Annotated in this window: 30 protein-coding genes; all 30 read left to right on the top strand. The window is 47.9% G+C overall.

Translation table 11 applies throughout. From position 1 onward, the window contains the following. A partial coding sequence (locus tag CVU69_12965; GenBank protein ID PKN11398.1) for a hypothetical protein occupies positions 1-99 on the top strand: 99 nt, incomplete at its 5' end. Positions 100-114: 15 nt separating this feature from the next. Further along, entirely contained in the window at positions 115-423 is a 309-nt protein-coding gene (locus tag CVU69_12960) for a 30S ribosomal protein S10 (GenBank protein ID PKN11397.1), read from the top strand. A gap of 34 nt (positions 424-457) precedes the next feature. Further along, positions 458-1,099 carry a 50S ribosomal protein L3 gene (locus CVU69_12955; GenBank protein PKN11396.1) on the top strand — a complete coding sequence of 214 codons (642 nt, stop codon included), beginning with the start codon at positions 458-460 and terminating at the stop codon, positions 1,097-1,099. A gap of 35 nt (positions 1,100-1,134) precedes the next feature. Then, positions 1,135-1,755 (top strand): 50S ribosomal protein L4, encoded by a 621-nt coding sequence (locus CVU69_12950; GenBank protein PKN11395.1) that lies wholly within the window; start codon positions 1,135-1,137, stop codon positions 1,753-1,755. Beyond that, positions 1,755-2,042: a 50S ribosomal protein L23 gene (locus CVU69_12945; protein PKN11394.1), complete on the top strand. Its 288-nt coding sequence runs from the start codon at positions 1,755-1,757 to the stop codon at positions 2,040-2,042. The genes CVU69_12950 and CVU69_12945 overlap by 1 nt, the downstream gene beginning before the upstream one ends. Before the next feature lie 36 nt (positions 2,043-2,078). Continuing rightward, positions 2,079-2,903, top strand: a complete 825-nt coding sequence (locus CVU69_12940) for a 50S ribosomal protein L2 (GenBank protein PKN11393.1) — start codon at positions 2,079-2,081, stop codon at positions 2,901-2,903. Positions 2,904-2,933: 30 nt separating this feature from the next. Beyond that, positions 2,934-3,218 (top strand): 30S ribosomal protein S19, encoded by a 285-nt coding sequence (locus CVU69_12935; protein ID PKN11392.1) that lies wholly within the window; start codon positions 2,934-2,936, stop codon positions 3,216-3,218. Positions 3,219-3,244: 26 nt separating this feature from the next. Further along, positions 3,245-3,577 (top strand): 50S ribosomal protein L22, encoded by a 333-nt coding sequence (locus CVU69_12930; GenBank protein ID PKN11391.1) that lies wholly within the window; start codon positions 3,245-3,247, stop codon positions 3,575-3,577. A 25-nt stretch (positions 3,578-3,602) separates the two neighbouring features. Further along, the gene (locus tag CVU69_12925; protein ID PKN11390.1) at positions 3,603-4,238 is read left to right on the top strand and encodes a 30S ribosomal protein S3; all 636 of its coding nucleotides are present in this window, start codon (positions 3,603-3,605) and stop codon (positions 4,236-4,238) included. Between the two features lie 24 nt (positions 4,239-4,262). Continuing rightward, positions 4,263-4,688: a 50S ribosomal protein L16 gene (locus CVU69_12920; GenBank protein ID PKN11389.1), complete on the top strand. Its 426-nt coding sequence runs from the start codon at positions 4,263-4,265 to the stop codon at positions 4,686-4,688. Further along, the gene (locus CVU69_12915) at positions 4,678-4,866 is read left to right on the top strand and encodes a 50S ribosomal protein L29 (GenBank protein PKN11388.1); all 189 of its coding nucleotides are present in this window, start codon (positions 4,678-4,680) and stop codon (positions 4,864-4,866) included. Before CVU69_12920 ends, CVU69_12915 begins: the two co-directional genes overlap by 11 nt. 26 nt (positions 4,867-4,892) lie before the next feature. Continuing rightward, positions 4,893-5,159 (top strand): 30S ribosomal protein S17, encoded by a 267-nt coding sequence (locus CVU69_12910; protein ID PKN11387.1) that lies wholly within the window; start codon positions 4,893-4,895, stop codon positions 5,157-5,159. A 14-nt stretch (positions 5,160-5,173) separates the two neighbouring features. Then, positions 5,174-5,542, top strand: a complete 369-nt coding sequence (locus CVU69_12905; protein ID PKN11386.1) for a 50S ribosomal protein L14 — start codon at positions 5,174-5,176, stop codon at positions 5,540-5,542. Between the two features lie 15 nt (positions 5,543-5,557). Next, the gene (locus CVU69_12900; GenBank protein ID PKN11385.1) at positions 5,558-5,887 is read left to right on the top strand and encodes a 50S ribosomal protein L24; all 330 of its coding nucleotides are present in this window, start codon (positions 5,558-5,560) and stop codon (positions 5,885-5,887) included. Between the two features lie 14 nt (positions 5,888-5,901). Beyond that, on the top strand, positions 5,902-6,441 hold the full coding sequence (locus CVU69_12895; protein ID PKN11384.1) for a 50S ribosomal protein L5: 540 nt from the start codon (positions 5,902-5,904) through the stop codon (positions 6,439-6,441). A gap of 17 nt (positions 6,442-6,458) precedes the next feature. Continuing rightward, a complete protein-coding gene (locus CVU69_12890) occupies positions 6,459-6,644 on the top strand; it encodes a type Z 30S ribosomal protein S14 (protein ID PKN11383.1) in 186 nt (61 codons plus the stop codon). Positions 6,645-6,666: 22 nt separating this feature from the next. After that, the gene (locus CVU69_12885; protein PKN11382.1) at positions 6,667-7,065 is read left to right on the top strand and encodes a 30S ribosomal protein S8; all 399 of its coding nucleotides are present in this window, start codon (positions 6,667-6,669) and stop codon (positions 7,063-7,065) included. Positions 7,066-7,090: 25 nt separating this feature from the next. Beyond that, positions 7,091-7,630: a 50S ribosomal protein L6 gene (locus CVU69_12880; GenBank protein ID PKN11381.1), complete on the top strand. Its 540-nt coding sequence runs from the start codon at positions 7,091-7,093 to the stop codon at positions 7,628-7,630. A 27-nt stretch (positions 7,631-7,657) separates the two neighbouring features. Next, positions 7,658-8,026: a 50S ribosomal protein L18 gene (locus tag CVU69_12875; GenBank protein ID PKN11380.1), complete on the top strand. Its 369-nt coding sequence runs from the start codon at positions 7,658-7,660 to the stop codon at positions 8,024-8,026. A gap of 13 nt (positions 8,027-8,039) precedes the next feature. After that, positions 8,040-8,555, top strand: a complete 516-nt coding sequence (locus CVU69_12870) for a 30S ribosomal protein S5 (GenBank protein ID PKN11379.1) — start codon at positions 8,040-8,042, stop codon at positions 8,553-8,555. Between the two features lies 1 nt (position 8,556). Beyond that, a complete protein-coding gene (locus CVU69_12865) occupies positions 8,557-8,736 on the top strand; it encodes a 50S ribosomal protein L30 (protein ID PKN11378.1) in 180 nt (59 codons plus the stop codon). A 16-nt stretch (positions 8,737-8,752) separates the two neighbouring features. After that, a complete protein-coding gene (locus CVU69_12860; protein PKN11377.1) occupies positions 8,753-9,193 on the top strand; it encodes a 50S ribosomal protein L15 in 441 nt (146 codons plus the stop codon). 2 nt (positions 9,194-9,195) lie between these two features. Then, positions 9,196-10,506: a preprotein translocase subunit SecY gene (locus tag CVU69_12855; GenBank protein ID PKN11376.1), complete on the top strand. Its 1,311-nt coding sequence runs from the start codon at positions 9,196-9,198 to the stop codon at positions 10,504-10,506. A gap of 16 nt (positions 10,507-10,522) precedes the next feature. Continuing rightward, on the top strand, positions 10,523-11,173 hold the full coding sequence (locus CVU69_12850; protein ID PKN11375.1) for an adenylate kinase: 651 nt from the start codon (positions 10,523-10,525) through the stop codon (positions 11,171-11,173). Continuing rightward, complete coding sequence (gene map / locus CVU69_12845; GenBank protein PKN11374.1) at positions 11,170-11,916, top strand: type I methionyl aminopeptidase; 747 nt, start codon at positions 11,170-11,172, stop codon at positions 11,914-11,916. The genes CVU69_12850 and map overlap by 4 nt, the downstream gene beginning before the upstream one ends. 49 nt (positions 11,917-11,965) lie before the next feature. Then, positions 11,966-12,079: a 50S ribosomal protein L36 gene (locus CVU69_12840; GenBank protein PKN11373.1), complete on the top strand. Its 114-nt coding sequence runs from the start codon at positions 11,966-11,968 to the stop codon at positions 12,077-12,079. Positions 12,080-12,094: 15 nt separating this feature from the next. Then, positions 12,095-12,463 carry a 30S ribosomal protein S13 gene (locus CVU69_12835; protein ID PKN11372.1) on the top strand — a complete coding sequence of 123 codons (369 nt, stop codon included), beginning with the start codon at positions 12,095-12,097 and terminating at the stop codon, positions 12,461-12,463. Positions 12,464-12,474: 11 nt separating this feature from the next. Beyond that, entirely contained in the window at positions 12,475-12,873 is a 399-nt protein-coding gene (locus CVU69_12830) for a 30S ribosomal protein S11 (GenBank protein PKN11371.1), read from the top strand. A gap of 17 nt (positions 12,874-12,890) precedes the next feature. Next, positions 12,891-13,520, top strand: coding sequence for a 30S ribosomal protein S4 (locus tag CVU69_12825; GenBank protein ID PKN11370.1), 630 nt, complete (start codon positions 12,891-12,893; stop codon positions 13,518-13,520). A 42-nt stretch (positions 13,521-13,562) separates the two neighbouring features. Continuing rightward, complete coding sequence (locus tag CVU69_12820; protein ID PKN11369.1) at positions 13,563-14,579, top strand: DNA-directed RNA polymerase subunit alpha; 1,017 nt, start codon at positions 13,563-13,565, stop codon at positions 14,577-14,579. Positions 14,580-14,589: the final 10 nt, after the last annotated feature.

Below are 14,589 nucleotides of genomic sequence, written 5' to 3'. Positions count from 1 at the left end.
CTGATCACCCCGATTGCGATGGACAAAGAACTGCGCTTCGCCATTCGCGAAGGTGGTCGCACTGTCGGCGCGGGTGTCGTTGCCGAAATTATCGAGTAATTGAGGACAAGAGTCATGTCGAGTCAGAAAATACGCATCAGATTAAAAGCATATGATCATAAGTTGCTCGACTTGTCGGTCAGCGAAATTGTCGATACGGCAAAGCGGACAGGCGCTCGGGTTGCGGGACCAATTCCGTTACCGACCATTATTAATAAATATTGCGTCGTACGTGGGCCGCATGTAGATAAGACCAGTCGTGAGCAATTTGAAATGCGCACGCATAAGCGTTTGCTAGACATCTTGGAACCAACGCAGCAGACAGTCGATGCACTGATGAAACTCGACCTGTCGGCCGGGGTTGATGTCGAAATTAAACTCTAGAGACCAATGCGACAATTCGCTTAAGGGTAGCACAATGATAAAAGGAATTCTGGGTAAAAAACTGGGAATGACACAGGTCTTTATGACGGACGGTCGCCGTATTCCGGTGACGGTTGTAGAAGCCGGACCATGTGTTGTTTTGCAGAAAAAGACCGTAGAGACCGATGGTTATTCTGCGATTCAGGTCGGTTTTGGCGCGAAGAAGAATCAGCGCGTCAACAAACCTGAAATGGGGCATTTCCGCAAAGCAGGTCAAGGCGCCTTTCAGTATCTGCGCGAACTTCGCGTTGACAATAGCGATGAGATTACAGTCGGTTCAACGATTTCTTGTGAGTCAATCTTTGCTGCCGGTGATGTTATTGACGTCACTGGAACAAGTAAAGGTAAAGGCTTTCAGGGTGTAATCAAGCGCTGGAACTTCTCTGGCGGTCGTGCTACTCATGGCTCAATGTTTCATCGCCATGCCGGTGGTATTGGTGCCAGTGCTTGGCCTTCCCGGGTTTTTAAAGGGAAAAAGATGGCTGGTCAAATGGGCAATGTGCGTGTTACGACGCAAAATCTTCAGATTATTGAAATTCGTCCTGAGAAGAATCTTATTCTTGTCAAGGGGGCAATTCCAGGTCCGAAGAATGGCTTGGTAACGATCAGCAAAGGGATCAAGGTCAAGAAGAAATAGACACCCTGGCCTATTGTGGGGTTTGGAGACGAAGCATGGCAAAAATTGCAGTTTATGACATAAACAGACAACAAGTCGGTGAGCGTGAACTCGCTGATGATGTCTTCAATACCGATGTAAAAGGTTACCTGATCCACGATATGGTTCGCTATCAATTAGCGGCGCGTCGTCAGGGAACTGCTGACACTAAAGGACGTTCTGAAGTCCGAGGCGGTGGCCGCAAACCCTTCAAGCAGAAGGGGACAGGCGGTGCACGTCAAGGCTGTATCCGCGCTCCTCACTATGTGGGCGGCGGCACAGTTTTTGGTCCTACTCCTCGTGATTACAGCTTCAAGCTTAATCGTAAGGTGAAGAAGGCCGCATTGCGGTGCGCTCTTTCTGCACGATTTAAAGGGGATAAATTGGCCGTTCTCAATGCAATTGAACTCGAAAAAATCAGTACAAAGGCTTGTTCTGATTTCTTGAGTCGTTTTGCTAACGAAAATGTGCTGGTCGTTTTTGCCGGTGAGAACCAGAAACTCGAACTCTCTGCCAAAAATCTCCCTCATGTTAAGGTGCTGCGCGCAGATGGAGTCAATGTCTATGATGTTATGAAGTACCGGACATTGCTTCTTACTGAAGATGCTGTTGCTCATCTGGAAGGAGCGTTAGTCTGATGAAACCTCTCCACCAAATTATACAGCGTCCTTTGATCACCGAAAAAGCTAGTGATTTACAGGAAAAAGGCCGTGTAGTTGTCTTTGAAGTGAATCGTGACGCGAATAAGATTGAGATCAAACAAGCTGTTGAAAAAGCTTTTGATGTCAAGGTCGACAAGGTAAATACAGTCGTTATCGCCGGAAAGCAGAAACGTTTCGGACGTAACTTTGGCAAGCGTTCTAATTATAAGAAGGCTTATGTGACCCTCACTGAGGGAAGCAAAATTGATTTCTTCGGCGTCTAGACGATACCGGTATAAAGCGAAGACGGAGTAACGAGAATGGCGATAAAAAAATTCAAGCCGACCTCTCCCGGTCGTCGTCATATGACTACAGCAGCTTTTGACGAAATAACCAAAACGACTCCCGAGAAAAGTTTGGTTGTTGCGCTGAAGCGCAGCACAGGTCGTAATAATGCTGGTCGTATTACCAGTCGACATATGGGTGGCGGTCATAAACGGAGATATCGTCTGATCGATTTCCGTCGTGACAAGAAAGAAATTCCAGCAAAAGTTGTATCGATTGAGTACGACCCGAATCGTTCGTCACGCATCGCGCTCCTTTGTTATGCTGATGGCGAGAAACGTTATATCATTGCTCCGCACGGCCTGTCAGTAGGCGATGTTGTCATTGCTAGCGAAGGTGCAGACATAAAGCCAGGCAATGCTATGCCGATTCGTACGATTCCGCAAGGTACCTGGGTCCACAATGTTGAGCTTAAAGTCGGCAAAGGTGGTCAACTTGCACGTAGCGCCGGCACCTATGCAATGATCGCCGCTAAAGATGGAAAGTACGCTCAATTGCGCCTTCCTTCCGGAGAAGTTCGGCTCGTACTGCAAGATTGCTGTGCGACTATCGGTCAGGTTGGCAATCTTGATCATGAAAATGTCAAGATAGGTAAAGCAGGTCGTAACCGCTGGCTCGGAATTCGTCCTCAGTCCCGCGGCGTAGCAATGAACCCTGTGGATCATCCGCACGGTGGTGGTGAGGGTAAGAGCTCCGGTGGACGTAATCCCGTTACTCCTTGGGGTATACCGACTAAAGGCTATAAAACTCGCGGCAATAAGCGGACTGATCGCTTTATTGTCCGTCGTAGAGTTAAGTAAAGTTAAATTTCGTTTATAGAGGAGACGGCAGTGGCAAGATCAATTAAAAAAGGCCCTTACGTTCAGGAATGTTTGTCGCGCAAGATCACTGGTAACGATGACAATGTACAGAAAAAAGTCATCAAGACCTGGTCACGCCGCTCTACGATCCTGCCGGAGTTTGTCGGCTATACTTTTGCTGTTCATAACGGCAAGAAATTTGTGCCGGTTTTTGTTTCTGAAAATATGGTCGGGCATAAACTCGGTGAATTCTCTCCGACACGCACCTTCTATGGTCACGGCGCTGACAAAAAGAGCAAGCTCAAAAAGAAATAGCAGATCCGCAGAGGAGTTGAAGCCCCATGGAAAGCAAAGCCAAACTGAGTTATGCCCGTCTGTCGCCACAAAAGACCCGTCTTGTTGTGGATATGGTGCGCGGTAAGGCCGTTCAAGAGGCCATAAATATTCTAAAGTTTTCCCCGCAAAAGGCCGCGGCTATTGTCTCGACGCTGGTGACTTCAGCAGTTGCTAATGCTGAGCAGAAGGGTGTCTCGGATCTCGATCGTCTCTTTATCAAAGAGATTATGGTCGATCAGGGACCAGTTTTGAAGCGTTTCCTCCCAAGAGCACAAGGCCGTGCGACTAAGATTCGTAAACCGACCAGCCACATCCTCGTGGTCCTGGCGGAGAAATAAATAGCCACTTAGAGGAGGTGATGGTTTGGGACACAAAGTCAATCCAATAGGATTCCGTCTCGGGGTCATAAAAACCTGGGATTCCAAATGGTTCGCGACAGCCGATTACGCAAAGCTGCTGCATGAAGACATCAAGTTGCGTGAGTATTTGAAGAAGCGCTTGTTTCACGCCGGTATTTCTAAGATTGAACTTGAGCGTGCTTCCAATAAAGTGAAGGTTAATATCTTTGCGGCGCGTCCAGGAATCATCATCGGCAAGAAAGGTTCGGAAGTTGAATCTCTTAAAAAAGAGCTTTCGAAGCTGACCGATAAAGAAATTTTCTTGAACATTCAGGAAGTGCGCAAGCCTGAAATTGATGCTCAACTCGTCGCTGAAAGCGTAGCTCTTCAACTTGAACGTCGAGTAGCTTTCCGACGGGCAATGAAAAAAAGTGTGACGCAGGCACTCAAATTCGGTGCGCAAGGAATCAAGATTACTTCCAGCGGACGTCTCGGTGGTGCGGAAATCGCTCGTACGGAATGGTACCGCGAAGGTCGTGTCCCTCTTCATACTCTGCGTGCAGATATTGATTACGGTTTTGCCGAAGCGAAGACGACCTACGGAATTATCGGAATCAAGGTTCTTATCTTTAAAGGTGAGATCCTCGCTCGCGAGCAATAAGTTTTCGCAAGGAGTTTAAGCGTCATGTTGATGCCGAAAAAGGTTAAACATAGAAAGCAATTTAAAGGGCGTATGCGTGGTGCTGCGCCAGGCGGAACTGAACTGAATTTTGGTGATTTCGGTCTTCAGTCTCTTGATTGTGCATGGGTTTCGGCCCGACAGATCGAGGCAGCACGTCGTGCTATGACCCGCTATGTCAAGCGTGGTGGTAAAATCTGGATTCGCGTCTTCCCGCACAAGCCTTTAACTAGCAAACCTGCTGAAACTCGTATGGGTAGCGGTAAAGGTTCTTTAGATAGTTGGGCTGCGGTTGTACGTCCTGGTGTTATATTGTATGAAATGCATGGGGTTGAAGAATCTGTTGCCCGTGAAGCATTTCGACTTGCCGCCCACAAGCTGCCGATCAAAACCAAGTTTGTGATTCGTGAGGAGATAGGTTATGAAGGCTAGTGAAATCCGTAACCTTTCTGCAACTGATTTGCAGAAGAAAGCGTCCGATTTGAACCAGGAGCTTTTTACCCTCAAGTTTCAACTTCATACCGGTCACCTGGAAAATTCGTCACGTATTAATGACGTGCGCAGGGATATTGCCCGGGTTAACACAATCCTGCAAGAAAAGCAGGGATAAATTTGTCTTCGCGAGGATATTAGGACATGGCAATCGAACGCGGGAATAGAAAAACCCGGATTGGAATCGTGGTCAGCGACAAGATGGAAAAGACTGTCGTTGTGCAGCTTGACCAGTTGGTTGCGCATCCGATTTACAAAAAGTACATCAAACGGCGCGTTAAAATTAAAGCCCATGATGAACTAAATGAGTCTAAAGTGGGCGATAAGGTGCTGATCGTGGAGACCAGACCGCTTTCGCGTGACAAGCGGTGGCGAGTCCGCGAGATTATTGAAAAGTACGTCAGCGTATAGAGGAGATCTGAAGTATGATCCAGATGCAGACGACACTGGATGTAGCTGATAATTCCGGCGCGCGCAAGCTCTGCTGCATCAAGGTGCTCGGCGGATCGAAGCGTAAATATGCGGGTATCGGTGACATTATTATCTGCTCGGTAAAGGAATCGATTCCTGCATCGAAGGTAAAAAAAGGCGATGTCGTGCGTGCAGTTATCGTCAGAACGGCCAAAGAAGTTGGTCGTCCCGATGGCTCGCATATTAGATTCGATAATAACTCGGCAGTGGTTGTAAATGCTGCTGGCGATCCGATTGGAACCCGTATCTTCGGCCCTGTGGCGCGCGAACTCCGTGCAAAGCGTTTTATGAAGATCGTGTCCCTGGCTCCCGAAGTTCTTTGATGTGGAGATAAGACAATGGCGGCAAAGTGGCTGCATGTAAAAAAGAGTGATACCGTAATGGTGATCGCTGGCAAAGAAAAGGGGAAGTCAGGCAAGGTTTTGCAGGTTTTTCCTTCAAAAGGCCGACTCACCGTTGAAAATCTTAATATGATCAAGCGTCACAAGCGTCCTACCCGTGGAAAAACGGATGGAGGTATCTTTGAGCGGGAAGCCGCTCTGGATGCATCGAATGTGATGATTGTGTGTGGTTCCTGCAACAAACCGACAAGGACCGGAGCGCGTATTCTTACCGACGGAACCAAGGCTCGTTTTTGCAAGAAGTGCAACGAACTTCTCGACAAGTAACGGAGGATGATTCCATGGCAAGGCTGAAAGATATTTACCAGTCTGAACTGGCACCCAAGCTTCTTACAGAGCTTGGGCTCAAGAATAAAATGGATGTTCCTCGTGTCGAGAAGGTCGTCATCAATATGGGCCTCGGTGACGCCATACAGAATATCAAAATTCTTGAGGCAGCAGTCGAAGAGCTAGGCAAGATCACTGGCCAAAAGGCGGTCGTCACCAAAGCGAAGAAGTCGATTGCAGCATTCAAGTTGCGCGAAGGAATGCCTATCGGTTGCATGGTAACCTTACGGCGTGACCGTGCTTATGAATTCCTTGATCGTTTGATCAATATTAGTCTTCCGCGTGTTCGTGACTTTCGAGGTGTCTCTTCGAAGGCTTTTGACGGACGCGGCAACTACACCCTGGGTGTCAGGGAGCAGTTGATTTTTCCCGAGATAGAGGTCGATAAAGTCGACAAAGTCAAGGGCCTGAATGTTACCATTGTGACGACTGCTCGAACTGACGAACAGGGCCGTGCCCTGTTGGCGGCGATGGGCATGCCGTTTCGCAAGTAAGTACAGCGGAGGAAAACGTGGCAAAGAAATCGATGATGATCAAGGCCGCACGCCCCAAGAAATTTGCGGTTCAGAACTACAACCGCTGCCCGCTGTGCGGTCGGCCGCGCGCCTACTACCGCAAATTCGACATGTGTCGTATCTGTCTGCGCAAGTTGGCGTCCGTCGGTAAATTACCCGGCGTGATCAAGTCCAGCTGGTAAGGAATAAGGAGAGTTTTATCCCATGGCAATGACCGATCCCATCGCCGACCTGTTAACCCGCATTCGAAATGCGGGTCTTGCCCGGCACCAGAAATTAGATATCCCTTCATCTAATTTGAAGGTGGCGATAGCTGAAGTTCTTAAGAACCTTGGCTACATTAAAAACTATAAGACCGTCAGCGATGACAAGCAGGGGGTCTTGCGTATCTACCTGAAATTTGATGAGCTGAATCTGCCCGTCATTCACGAGATCAAACGAGTTTCGACCCCTGGGCGTCGTGTATACGTCGGCAAGGATGAGATACCTAAGGTCAAGAGTGGTCTCGGTTGCGCAATCATCTCAACCTCAAGAGGCGTTCTCGATGATACGGCTGCCCGTGAGGCTCAGGTGGGCGGCGAAGTGCTCTGCACAATCTGGTAAGAGTACGGTAAGGAGAGATGTAGTTATGTCACGAATCGGTAAAAAACCCGTAATTATCCCTGCCGGTGTCAAGGTTTCGCTTAGTGGGACAACCATGAAAGTGCAGGGGCCAGGTGGCACTCTTACCCGTGAACTTTCTGCCGGTGTTCTGATTACAGTTGAGGCTGATCGAGTTATTGTCGATCAGGATCCTCAGTCTGATAATACAGCGGCGTTGCACGGTCTGACACGAACTTTGATCGCTAACATGGTTGAAGGTGTAACTAAAGGCTTCGCCAGAGTACTCGATATTAATGGCGTCGGTTATCGTGCAGATGTAAGAGGTACAACCCTCAACCTTCTTCTTGGATTTTCCCATCCGATTGACTACGTTCTGCCGGATGGTGTTTCTGCTGAAGTAGAAAAGCAGACGAAGATCACCCTTAAAGGGATTGATAAAGAGCTCGTAGGAGCTGTTGCCGCAAAAATACGTTCATTTCGTAGTCCTGAGCCTTACAAGGGCAAAGGGATTAAATATGCAGAAGAGCGGATTATCCGCAAAGCCGGCAAAACCGGTAAGAAATAATTAAAATTTCGTGCGAGGAGAATGACAGTGAACGTCGCATGTGAAAGGCGTAATGCTCGGCTGAAAAGAAAGATACGTGTACGGCGCGTCGTCCAGGGTTCTCCTGAACGCCCCCGTCTCTCGGTCTTTCGCAGTGCCAAGCATATCTATGCACAGATCATTGAGGACACTACCGGGCGTACCCTGGCTGCTGTCTCCACGGTCAACAAAGAAGTGGCCGCGGAGTGTGATTGCACCGGGAATGTCGAGTCGGCCAAAGCGGTCGGAACGGCTATTGCCAAAAAAGCACTTGAGAAAAACATCAGCAAGGTTGTTTTTGACCGGAATGGTTTTCTCTATCACGGCCGTGTGAAGGCGCTAGCGGACGCGGCGCGTGAAGCCGGGTTGATTTTTTAGAAGGAGGATTGTTTTGCATCGCATCGATCCCAATGAGTTGAATCTGACCGATAAGGTCATACACATTAACCGCTGTGCTAAAGTTGTGAAAGGTGGACGCCGGTTTAGTTTCTCTGCTCTTGTCGTTGTTGGCGACGGACAAGGGATTATCGGCTATGGCCTTGGTAAAGCGAAAGAGGTGCCTGAGGCCATCCGTAAGGGTGTAGAGCAGGCGAAAAAGAATTTGATCAAAGTCCCTTTAAAGGATAGATCAATTCCTTTTGAAGTGCTCGGCAAATTCGGCGCTGGTAAGGTCCTACTGAAGCCTGCTTCGGCTGGTACAGGGGTCATAGCTGGTGGTGCTGCACGTGCCGTCCTTGAAGTGACAGGCGTTGGCGATATTCTATCTAAGTGTATCGGCTCGAATAATCCACACAATGTCGTCAAGGCTACAGTTAACGCCCTCAGTCAGCTCAAGAGTGCTGAGCAGATTATGGCAATGCGCGGTCTTGGTGGACAAAATCCTGAAGCTGCGGGTCAGGGGGAGTAAAATGGCTGGACAATTAAAGGTAACCAAAACGAAGAGCGGTATTGCCCGTAACGCGTATTTTACCAAGGTCCTTAAAGGCTTGGGCTTGACTAGGATGCATCAAAGTGTATTCCTGCAGGATACCCCGGAAATTCGCGGGATGATTCGCAAGGTCGCCCATATGGTTGTTGTCGAAGAATAGATGAAAGAGAGTCGTTATGGATCTGAGCTGCCTGAAACCGGCGATAGGTTCCACTAAAACTAGAAAACGGATTGGTCGTGGCGCTGGTTCCGGTCTCGGCAAGACATCCGGTAAAGGTCACAAAGGGCAAAAAGCCCGTTCCGGTGGCAGTATTAAGGCTGGCTTTGAAGGCGGACAGATGCCTTTGCAGCGCCGCCTGCCTAAAAGGGGTTTTCGTCCCCTGGAAAAAACCGTTTACGCTGTGATTAATTTACGTGATCTTGAACTTTTTGATGCTGGTAGTGTCATCGACTTGGATGATTACGGTCTCGCGGGTCTCGTCAAGGACTTGCATGATGGAATCAAGATTCTTGGTGATGGTGAGTTGACCAAGGCTCTAACGGTCAAGGCTCACAAATTCAGCAAGTCTGCCCAAGATAAGATTGAAAAAGCCGGCGGTACAGTCGAGGTGCTTTAATCGTGATAGCCAGTATTCAGAATATCTTTAATATTCCCGAACTGCGCCGGCGCATTTTCTTTACATTAGGGATGCTGGCTGTCTACCGGATAGGATGTCATATTCCTACCCCAGGTATCGATTCTCAGGTCCTTGCTCAGTTCTTTTCCGGGACGGAGGGGACTCTGCTTGGCTTGGTGAGTGCATTTACGGGTGGTGCATTAGAGCGAATGACAATCTTTGCTTTAGGAATCATGCCGTATATCAGCGCTTCCATTATTTTACAACTGCTAACGGTTGTCTTTGAGCCTGTACAACGTCTGTCTAAAGAGGGGGAGCAAGGACGAAAAACCATCACACGTTGGACACGTTATGGTACGGTCGTTCTCTCTGTAATCCAAGGTGCAGGGATTGCAATTGGACTTCAGACCATGCGAGGACCAGCCGGTGAGCCGGTGGTTACTCATCCCGGTATAGCTTTTATTCTGCTGACTATTATTACCTTAACTGCCGGAACAGCTTTTATAATGTGGATCGGCGAACAGATTACTGAACGTGGTATTGGTAATGGTATATCTCTGATTATCTTTGCCGGCATTGTCGCAACTATACCGTCGGCAATAGTGAATTCCTTGAGACTGGTTAAAACCGGGGCGATGGGACCAATGGTGTTGCTGTTAATACTCGCCGCAATGGTTTTTGTGATTTGGGCGATTGTCTTTATGGAGCGCGCCCAGCGGCGGATTCCTATTCATCATGCTAAGCGTGTGGTCGGGATGAAAACGTATGGTGGGCAGTCTAGTCACCTCCCTCTAAAGCTGAACATGGCCGGAGTAATCCCTCCGATTTTCGCTAGTTCAATAATTATGTTTCCAGCCACTATTGCAAGTTTAGTCGATATCCCTTGGATTCGTAGTGTAGCTGGGATGATGACTCCAAGCAATTGGCTTTATAATGTATTATTTGTTGCTTTTATCATTTTTTTCTGCTACTTCTACACGGCTGTCACGTTTAACCCGGTCGATGTCGCTGAAAATGTGAAACGTCAAGGTGGTTATGTCCCCGGTATCCGTCCAGGAACAGAGACCGCCGATTATTTGGATGTAGTACTCGGACGTCTAACTTTTGCTGGCGCTATCTATGTCTCTGCAGTTTGTGTTCTGCCGACAATCTTAATTAGTAAATTCAATGTTCCCTTTTATTTTGGTGGGACGTCATTGCTGATAGTAGTCGGCGTCGGTCTTGATACTGCTGCCCAGATTGAGGCGCACCTTATATCTCGTTCCTATGAGGGATTCATGAAGGGTGCATCAATAAAGGGCCGGCGGGATTAGGCTTGGATATATAGCCATGAGAATTATACTACTTGGACCCCCTGGTGCTGGAAAGGGGACGCAAGCCAAGGCTATAACCGAGCGATTTGCTATTCCCCAGATCTCCACCGGTGATATACTCCGAGCCGCAGTGCGTGATGGTACGCCTATGGGGGGTAGAGCTAAAGTTTTTATGACTTCGGGGGAGCTGGTTCCCGATGAAGTTGTTGTAGGTATTGTATGTGAGCGTCTTCAGCAGCCTGATTGCTCTTCGGGTTTTATTTTAGACGGTTTTCCTCGCACGGTTGCTCAGGCAGACGCGCTTGGGAAGACACTGTTGCAGATGAATTACCCTTTACAGGCAGTCATTTCCTTGAATGCTGATGAGGAAGTCCTCGTAGAGCGTTTGACGGGACGGCGTTCTTGTCGTTCTTGTGGTTTGGGTTATCATATAAAGTTCAGTCCTTCTCAGCGGCCTAATTGTTGCGATGCTTGTGGTGCTGAGTTATATCAGCGTGATGATGATCGTGAAGAGACGATTCGTCACCGTTTGTTGGTTTATCGAGATCAGACATCACCCTTGATCGCATATTACCGCGAGCAGGGTTTGCTTTTTAGTGTCGACGGCATGGAAGATATCTCGGTTGTTCAAGAGGAAATTGTAACTATCTTATCGGCTTTACGGTGATTTCGCTCAAAACAAAAAGTGAAATCCAGAAAATGCGAGATTCCGGGCGTATCGTTGCTGAAATCCTGCTGATATTGCAGGAAAAAGCTGGAATCGGCGTTACCTCTCGTGAGCTTGATATTATTGCAGAAAAAGAATGTCTCAAACGAAAAGCACGTCCTGCCTTTAAAGGGTATGGTGGTTTCCCATATACAATTTGTGCATCTCTGAACCATAAAGTTGTACATGGTTTTGCTGATGATGTCCCCTTGCTGGACGGTGATATCCTCAGCGTAGATTTTGGTGTTCAATATCACGGTTATTTCGGCGATGCGGCTATTACTATCCCCATTGGTCTGATAGATGATGAAAAGAAGTGTTTGAACGAGGTTACCAGGGAGTCTCTAACTCAGGCGATTGCTGCTACGCAACCTGGTAACCGGATCTCTGATATCTCCTGGGCAGTTCAGTCTTATGTCGAAGCAAGAGGTTTTTCAGTCGTTCGTGATTTCGTTGGACACGGTATAGGTCAAAAGCTCCATGAGGCGCCGCAAGTTCCCAACTTTGGACAACCTGGTCACGGTGCTAGATTGAAGCCTGGAATGGTGTTGGCTATCGAGCCAATGGTCAATGCCGGCTGTGCAGAAGTTAAGATTCTTGCAGACGGCTGGACAGCAGTGACAGCAGATGGTCGACCGTCATCTCATTTTGAGCACACAGTCGCAATCACAGCTGATGGGCCGGTTATTTTAACGTTGCCCTGAAGGCTTCGTTTTATGTAACGTCACGATAAGATATAAAAGGAATCTACACATGAAAGTTCGAGCTTCAGTCAAGACTATCTGCGTAAAGTGCAAGGTTGTTAAACGTAAAGGGATCGTGCGGATCATTTGCGAAAATCCCAAGCACAAGCAGAAACAGGGATAACAGGAGGAACATACATTGGCACGTATCGCTGGTATTGACATACCCAGAAACAAGCGGATAGAGGTTGCGCTTACCTATATTTATGGTATTGGCCGGACAACTTCGCAGAAGATCCTTGGCAAGGCCGGGATTAACTTGAATGCCCGTACTGACAGTTTGACTGAGGCAGAAGTCGGTCAAATTCGTGATGTTATCGACCGTGAGTTCAAAGTAGAAGGCGATTTACGTCGTGATGTCACAGCAAGCATCAAACGTCTCATGGATCTCGGGTGTTATCGTGGTCTTCGTCATCGTCGTGGCTTGCCGGTTCGTGGACAGAAAACCAAGACAAATGCGCGTACTCGTAAAGGCCCGCGTAAAACAGTCGCCGGCAAGAAGAAATAATCGGAGGAAAGATGGCTAAGGCTTCCAGTAAGAAGGTCGTCAGAAAGACCAAAGAAAAAAAGAATGTAGCTAACGGAGTAGTACATATTCAAGCGACATTCAATAACACGATTGTTACCATCAGTGACGTATCGGGTAATGTTCTTTCCTGGTCAAGTTGCGGGACAAAAGGATTTAAAGGTTCTCGTAAAAGCACTCCTTTTGCAGCGCAAATGGCGGCAGAGGATGCAGCCAAGAAAGCTCAAGAGCATGGACTTCGCAGTGTTGAAGTTTATGTCAAGGGTCCAGGGTCCGGGCGTGAGTCTGCTTTACGAGCTCTTCAGGCAACCGGCTTGAACGTTACAATGATTAAGGACGTTACACCCATCCCCCATAATGGCTGTCGTCCTCCCAAGCGTAGAAGAGTTTAGGACTTAAGGAGGAAACCTTGGCTAGATATACTGGACCGGTCTGCCGTTTGTGCAGAAGGGAAGGCATGAAACTGTTCCTTAAAGGGGACAGATGTTATACAGAAAAATGTGCGCTAGAGCGTCGCAGTTATGCTCCAGGACAGCATGGTCAGGGCCGAACAAAGGTGTCTGACTATGGTACACAGTTACGTGAAAAACAGCGCGTTCGTCGCACTTACGGTGTCCTTGAAGGCCAGTTTCGTTCTTATTTCGCAAAAGCGGATCGGATGAAGGGCGTCACTGGTGAAACGCTGTTGATGCTCCTTGAAAGTCGTCTGGACAGTACTGTTTACCGCATGGGTTTTGCGACATCACGGACAGAGGCTCGCATGCTTGTTCGCCAAGGACATTTCCTTGTCAATAATCGTCGAGTCAACATCCCATCATATCAACTTCGCGTTGGTGATGAAGTTTCACTTCGTGAAAAGAGCCAGCAGGTCGTACGGGTCAACGAAGCTCTGGACGGTGTCATGCGCAGAGGGCTGCCTTCGTGGGTAGAACTTGATCGTAAAGCATTTAAAGGGATTGTAAAGACTCAACCGGTTCGTGAAGAAATGACGACTCCGACCTTCCAGGAACATCTGATTGTCGAGCTTTACTCGAAGTAAAACTTCAGATTTTAGCCGTGATTAGCAGATTGGAGGAGTTGAATGCACAATAACTGGCGCGATCTGATTATGCCGAAGCGTCTTCAGGTTGAAACAGATACTTTGACTGATACGTACGGCAAGTTTACAGCTGAACCGTTTGAGCGTGGTTTCGGAACAACTTTAGGCAATTCTTTGCGGCGCGTTCTCTTGTCGTCGTTGCAGGGTGCTGCCATTATGTCTGTTCGGGTTAAGGGAGTTCTTCATGAGTTCTCGACGATTCCCGGCGTGACAGAAGATGTGACAGAAATTATTCTTAACCTTAAAGGGGTGCGACTCAAGCTTCACGGCAATGATTGCCGTTCGATTCGTATTGTAAAAAAAGGTGCAGGGGCGATCACTGCTGGCGATATAATTAGTGACGCTAATGTTGTGGTTCTTAACCCTGGGCACCATATTGCAACATGTTCTAAAGAAGCTGATGTAGAAATGGATATGGTTGTGGGTCTTGGTAAGGGATATGTTCCTGCTGACCGTAACCGTGATGAGCGGGCGCCGGTAAGTACTATTCCTATTGATGCCATCTTTTCACCAATCAAGAAGATTGATTATTCCGTAACAAATGCACGCGTCGGTCAAATTACCGACTATGACAAGTTAACCCTTGAAGTTACTACGGACGGAAGTGTCCGTCCTGACGATGCAGTCGCTTATGCAGCGAAAATTCTTAAGGAACAACTGCAGATTTTTATCAATTTTGATGAAGATTCCGAGCCTGCGACGTTGGTCACCGGTGATGAGAGTCGCCGTATTAACGAAAATCTTTATCGTAGTGTTGATGAACTCGAACTCTCTGTTCGCAGCGCTAACTGTCTTAAAAATGCCGATATTCACATGATTGGCGAGTTGGTGCAAAGAAGTGAAGCAGAGATGCTTAAGACCCAGAATTTTGGTCGTAAGTCGTTGAATGAAATCAAGGACATTTTGGCTGATATGGGACTGACTTTAGGGATGAAGGTCGATAACTTTCCTGATCCCGAATACATGAAAATGATCCAGAAGGGGAGCGAAGAGGCTTAACCCTGCTGCG

The sequence above is a fragment of the Deltaproteobacteria bacterium HGW-Deltaproteobacteria-4 genome, from assembly GCA_002841765.1.
In the GTDB taxonomy this organism is placed as follows: domain Bacteria; phylum Desulfobacterota; class Desulfuromonadia; order Desulfuromonadales; family UBA2197; genus UBA2197.
Note: the sequence above shows the minus strand (reverse complement) of the source record. Positions and strands in the feature narration are given on the sequence as shown.

Bases quoted from the DNA above. Each gene is read 5' to 3' on its own strand.
- CVU69_12960 (PKN11397.1), top strand. From the start codon at position 115: ATGTCGAGTCAGAAAATACGCATCAGATTAAAAGCATATGATCATAAG.
- CVU69_12955 (PKN11396.1), top strand. From the start codon at position 458: ATGATAAAAGGAATTCTGGGTAAAAAACTGGGAATGACACAGGTCTTT.
- CVU69_12950 (PKN11395.1), top strand. From the start codon at position 1,135: ATGGCAAAAATTGCAGTTTATGACATAAACAGACAACAAGTCGGTGAG.
- CVU69_12945 (PKN11394.1), top strand. From the start codon at position 1,755: ATGAAACCTCTCCACCAAATTATACAGCGTCCTTTGATCACCGAAAAA.
- CVU69_12940 (PKN11393.1), top strand. From the start codon at position 2,079: ATGGCGATAAAAAAATTCAAGCCGACCTCTCCCGGTCGTCGTCATATG.
- CVU69_12930 (PKN11391.1), top strand. From the start codon at position 3,245: ATGGAAAGCAAAGCCAAACTGAGTTATGCCCGTCTGTCGCCACAAAAG.
- CVU69_12920 (PKN11389.1), top strand. From the start codon at position 4,263: ATGTTGATGCCGAAAAAGGTTAAACATAGAAAGCAATTTAAAGGGCGT.
- CVU69_12915 (PKN11388.1), top strand. From the start codon at position 4,678: ATGAAGGCTAGTGAAATCCGTAACCTTTCTGCAACTGATTTGCAGAAG.
- CVU69_12910 (PKN11387.1), top strand. From the start codon at position 4,893: ATGGCAATCGAACGCGGGAATAGAAAAACCCGGATTGGAATCGTGGTC.
- CVU69_12905 (PKN11386.1), top strand. From the start codon at position 5,174: ATGATCCAGATGCAGACGACACTGGATGTAGCTGATAATTCCGGCGCG.
- CVU69_12900 (PKN11385.1), top strand. From the start codon at position 5,558: ATGGCGGCAAAGTGGCTGCATGTAAAAAAGAGTGATACCGTAATGGTG.
- CVU69_12895 (PKN11384.1), top strand. From the start codon at position 5,902: ATGGCAAGGCTGAAAGATATTTACCAGTCTGAACTGGCACCCAAGCTT.
- CVU69_12885 (PKN11382.1), top strand. From the start codon at position 6,667: ATGGCAATGACCGATCCCATCGCCGACCTGTTAACCCGCATTCGAAAT.
- CVU69_12880 (PKN11381.1), top strand. From the start codon at position 7,091: ATGTCACGAATCGGTAAAAAACCCGTAATTATCCCTGCCGGTGTCAAG.
- CVU69_12865 (PKN11378.1), top strand. From the start codon at position 8,557: ATGGCTGGACAATTAAAGGTAACCAAAACGAAGAGCGGTATTGCCCGT.
- CVU69_12860 (PKN11377.1), top strand. From the start codon at position 8,753: ATGGATCTGAGCTGCCTGAAACCGGCGATAGGTTCCACTAAAACTAGA.
- CVU69_12850 (PKN11375.1), top strand. From the start codon at position 10,523: ATGAGAATTATACTACTTGGACCCCCTGGTGCTGGAAAGGGGACGCAA.
- CVU69_12840 (PKN11373.1), top strand. From the start codon at position 11,966: ATGAAAGTTCGAGCTTCAGTCAAGACTATCTGCGTAAAGTGCAAGGTT.
- CVU69_12830 (PKN11371.1), top strand. From the start codon at position 12,475: ATGGCTAAGGCTTCCAGTAAGAAGGTCGTCAGAAAGACCAAAGAAAAA.
- CVU69_12820 (PKN11369.1), top strand. From the start codon at position 13,563: ATGCACAATAACTGGCGCGATCTGATTATGCCGAAGCGTCTTCAGGTT.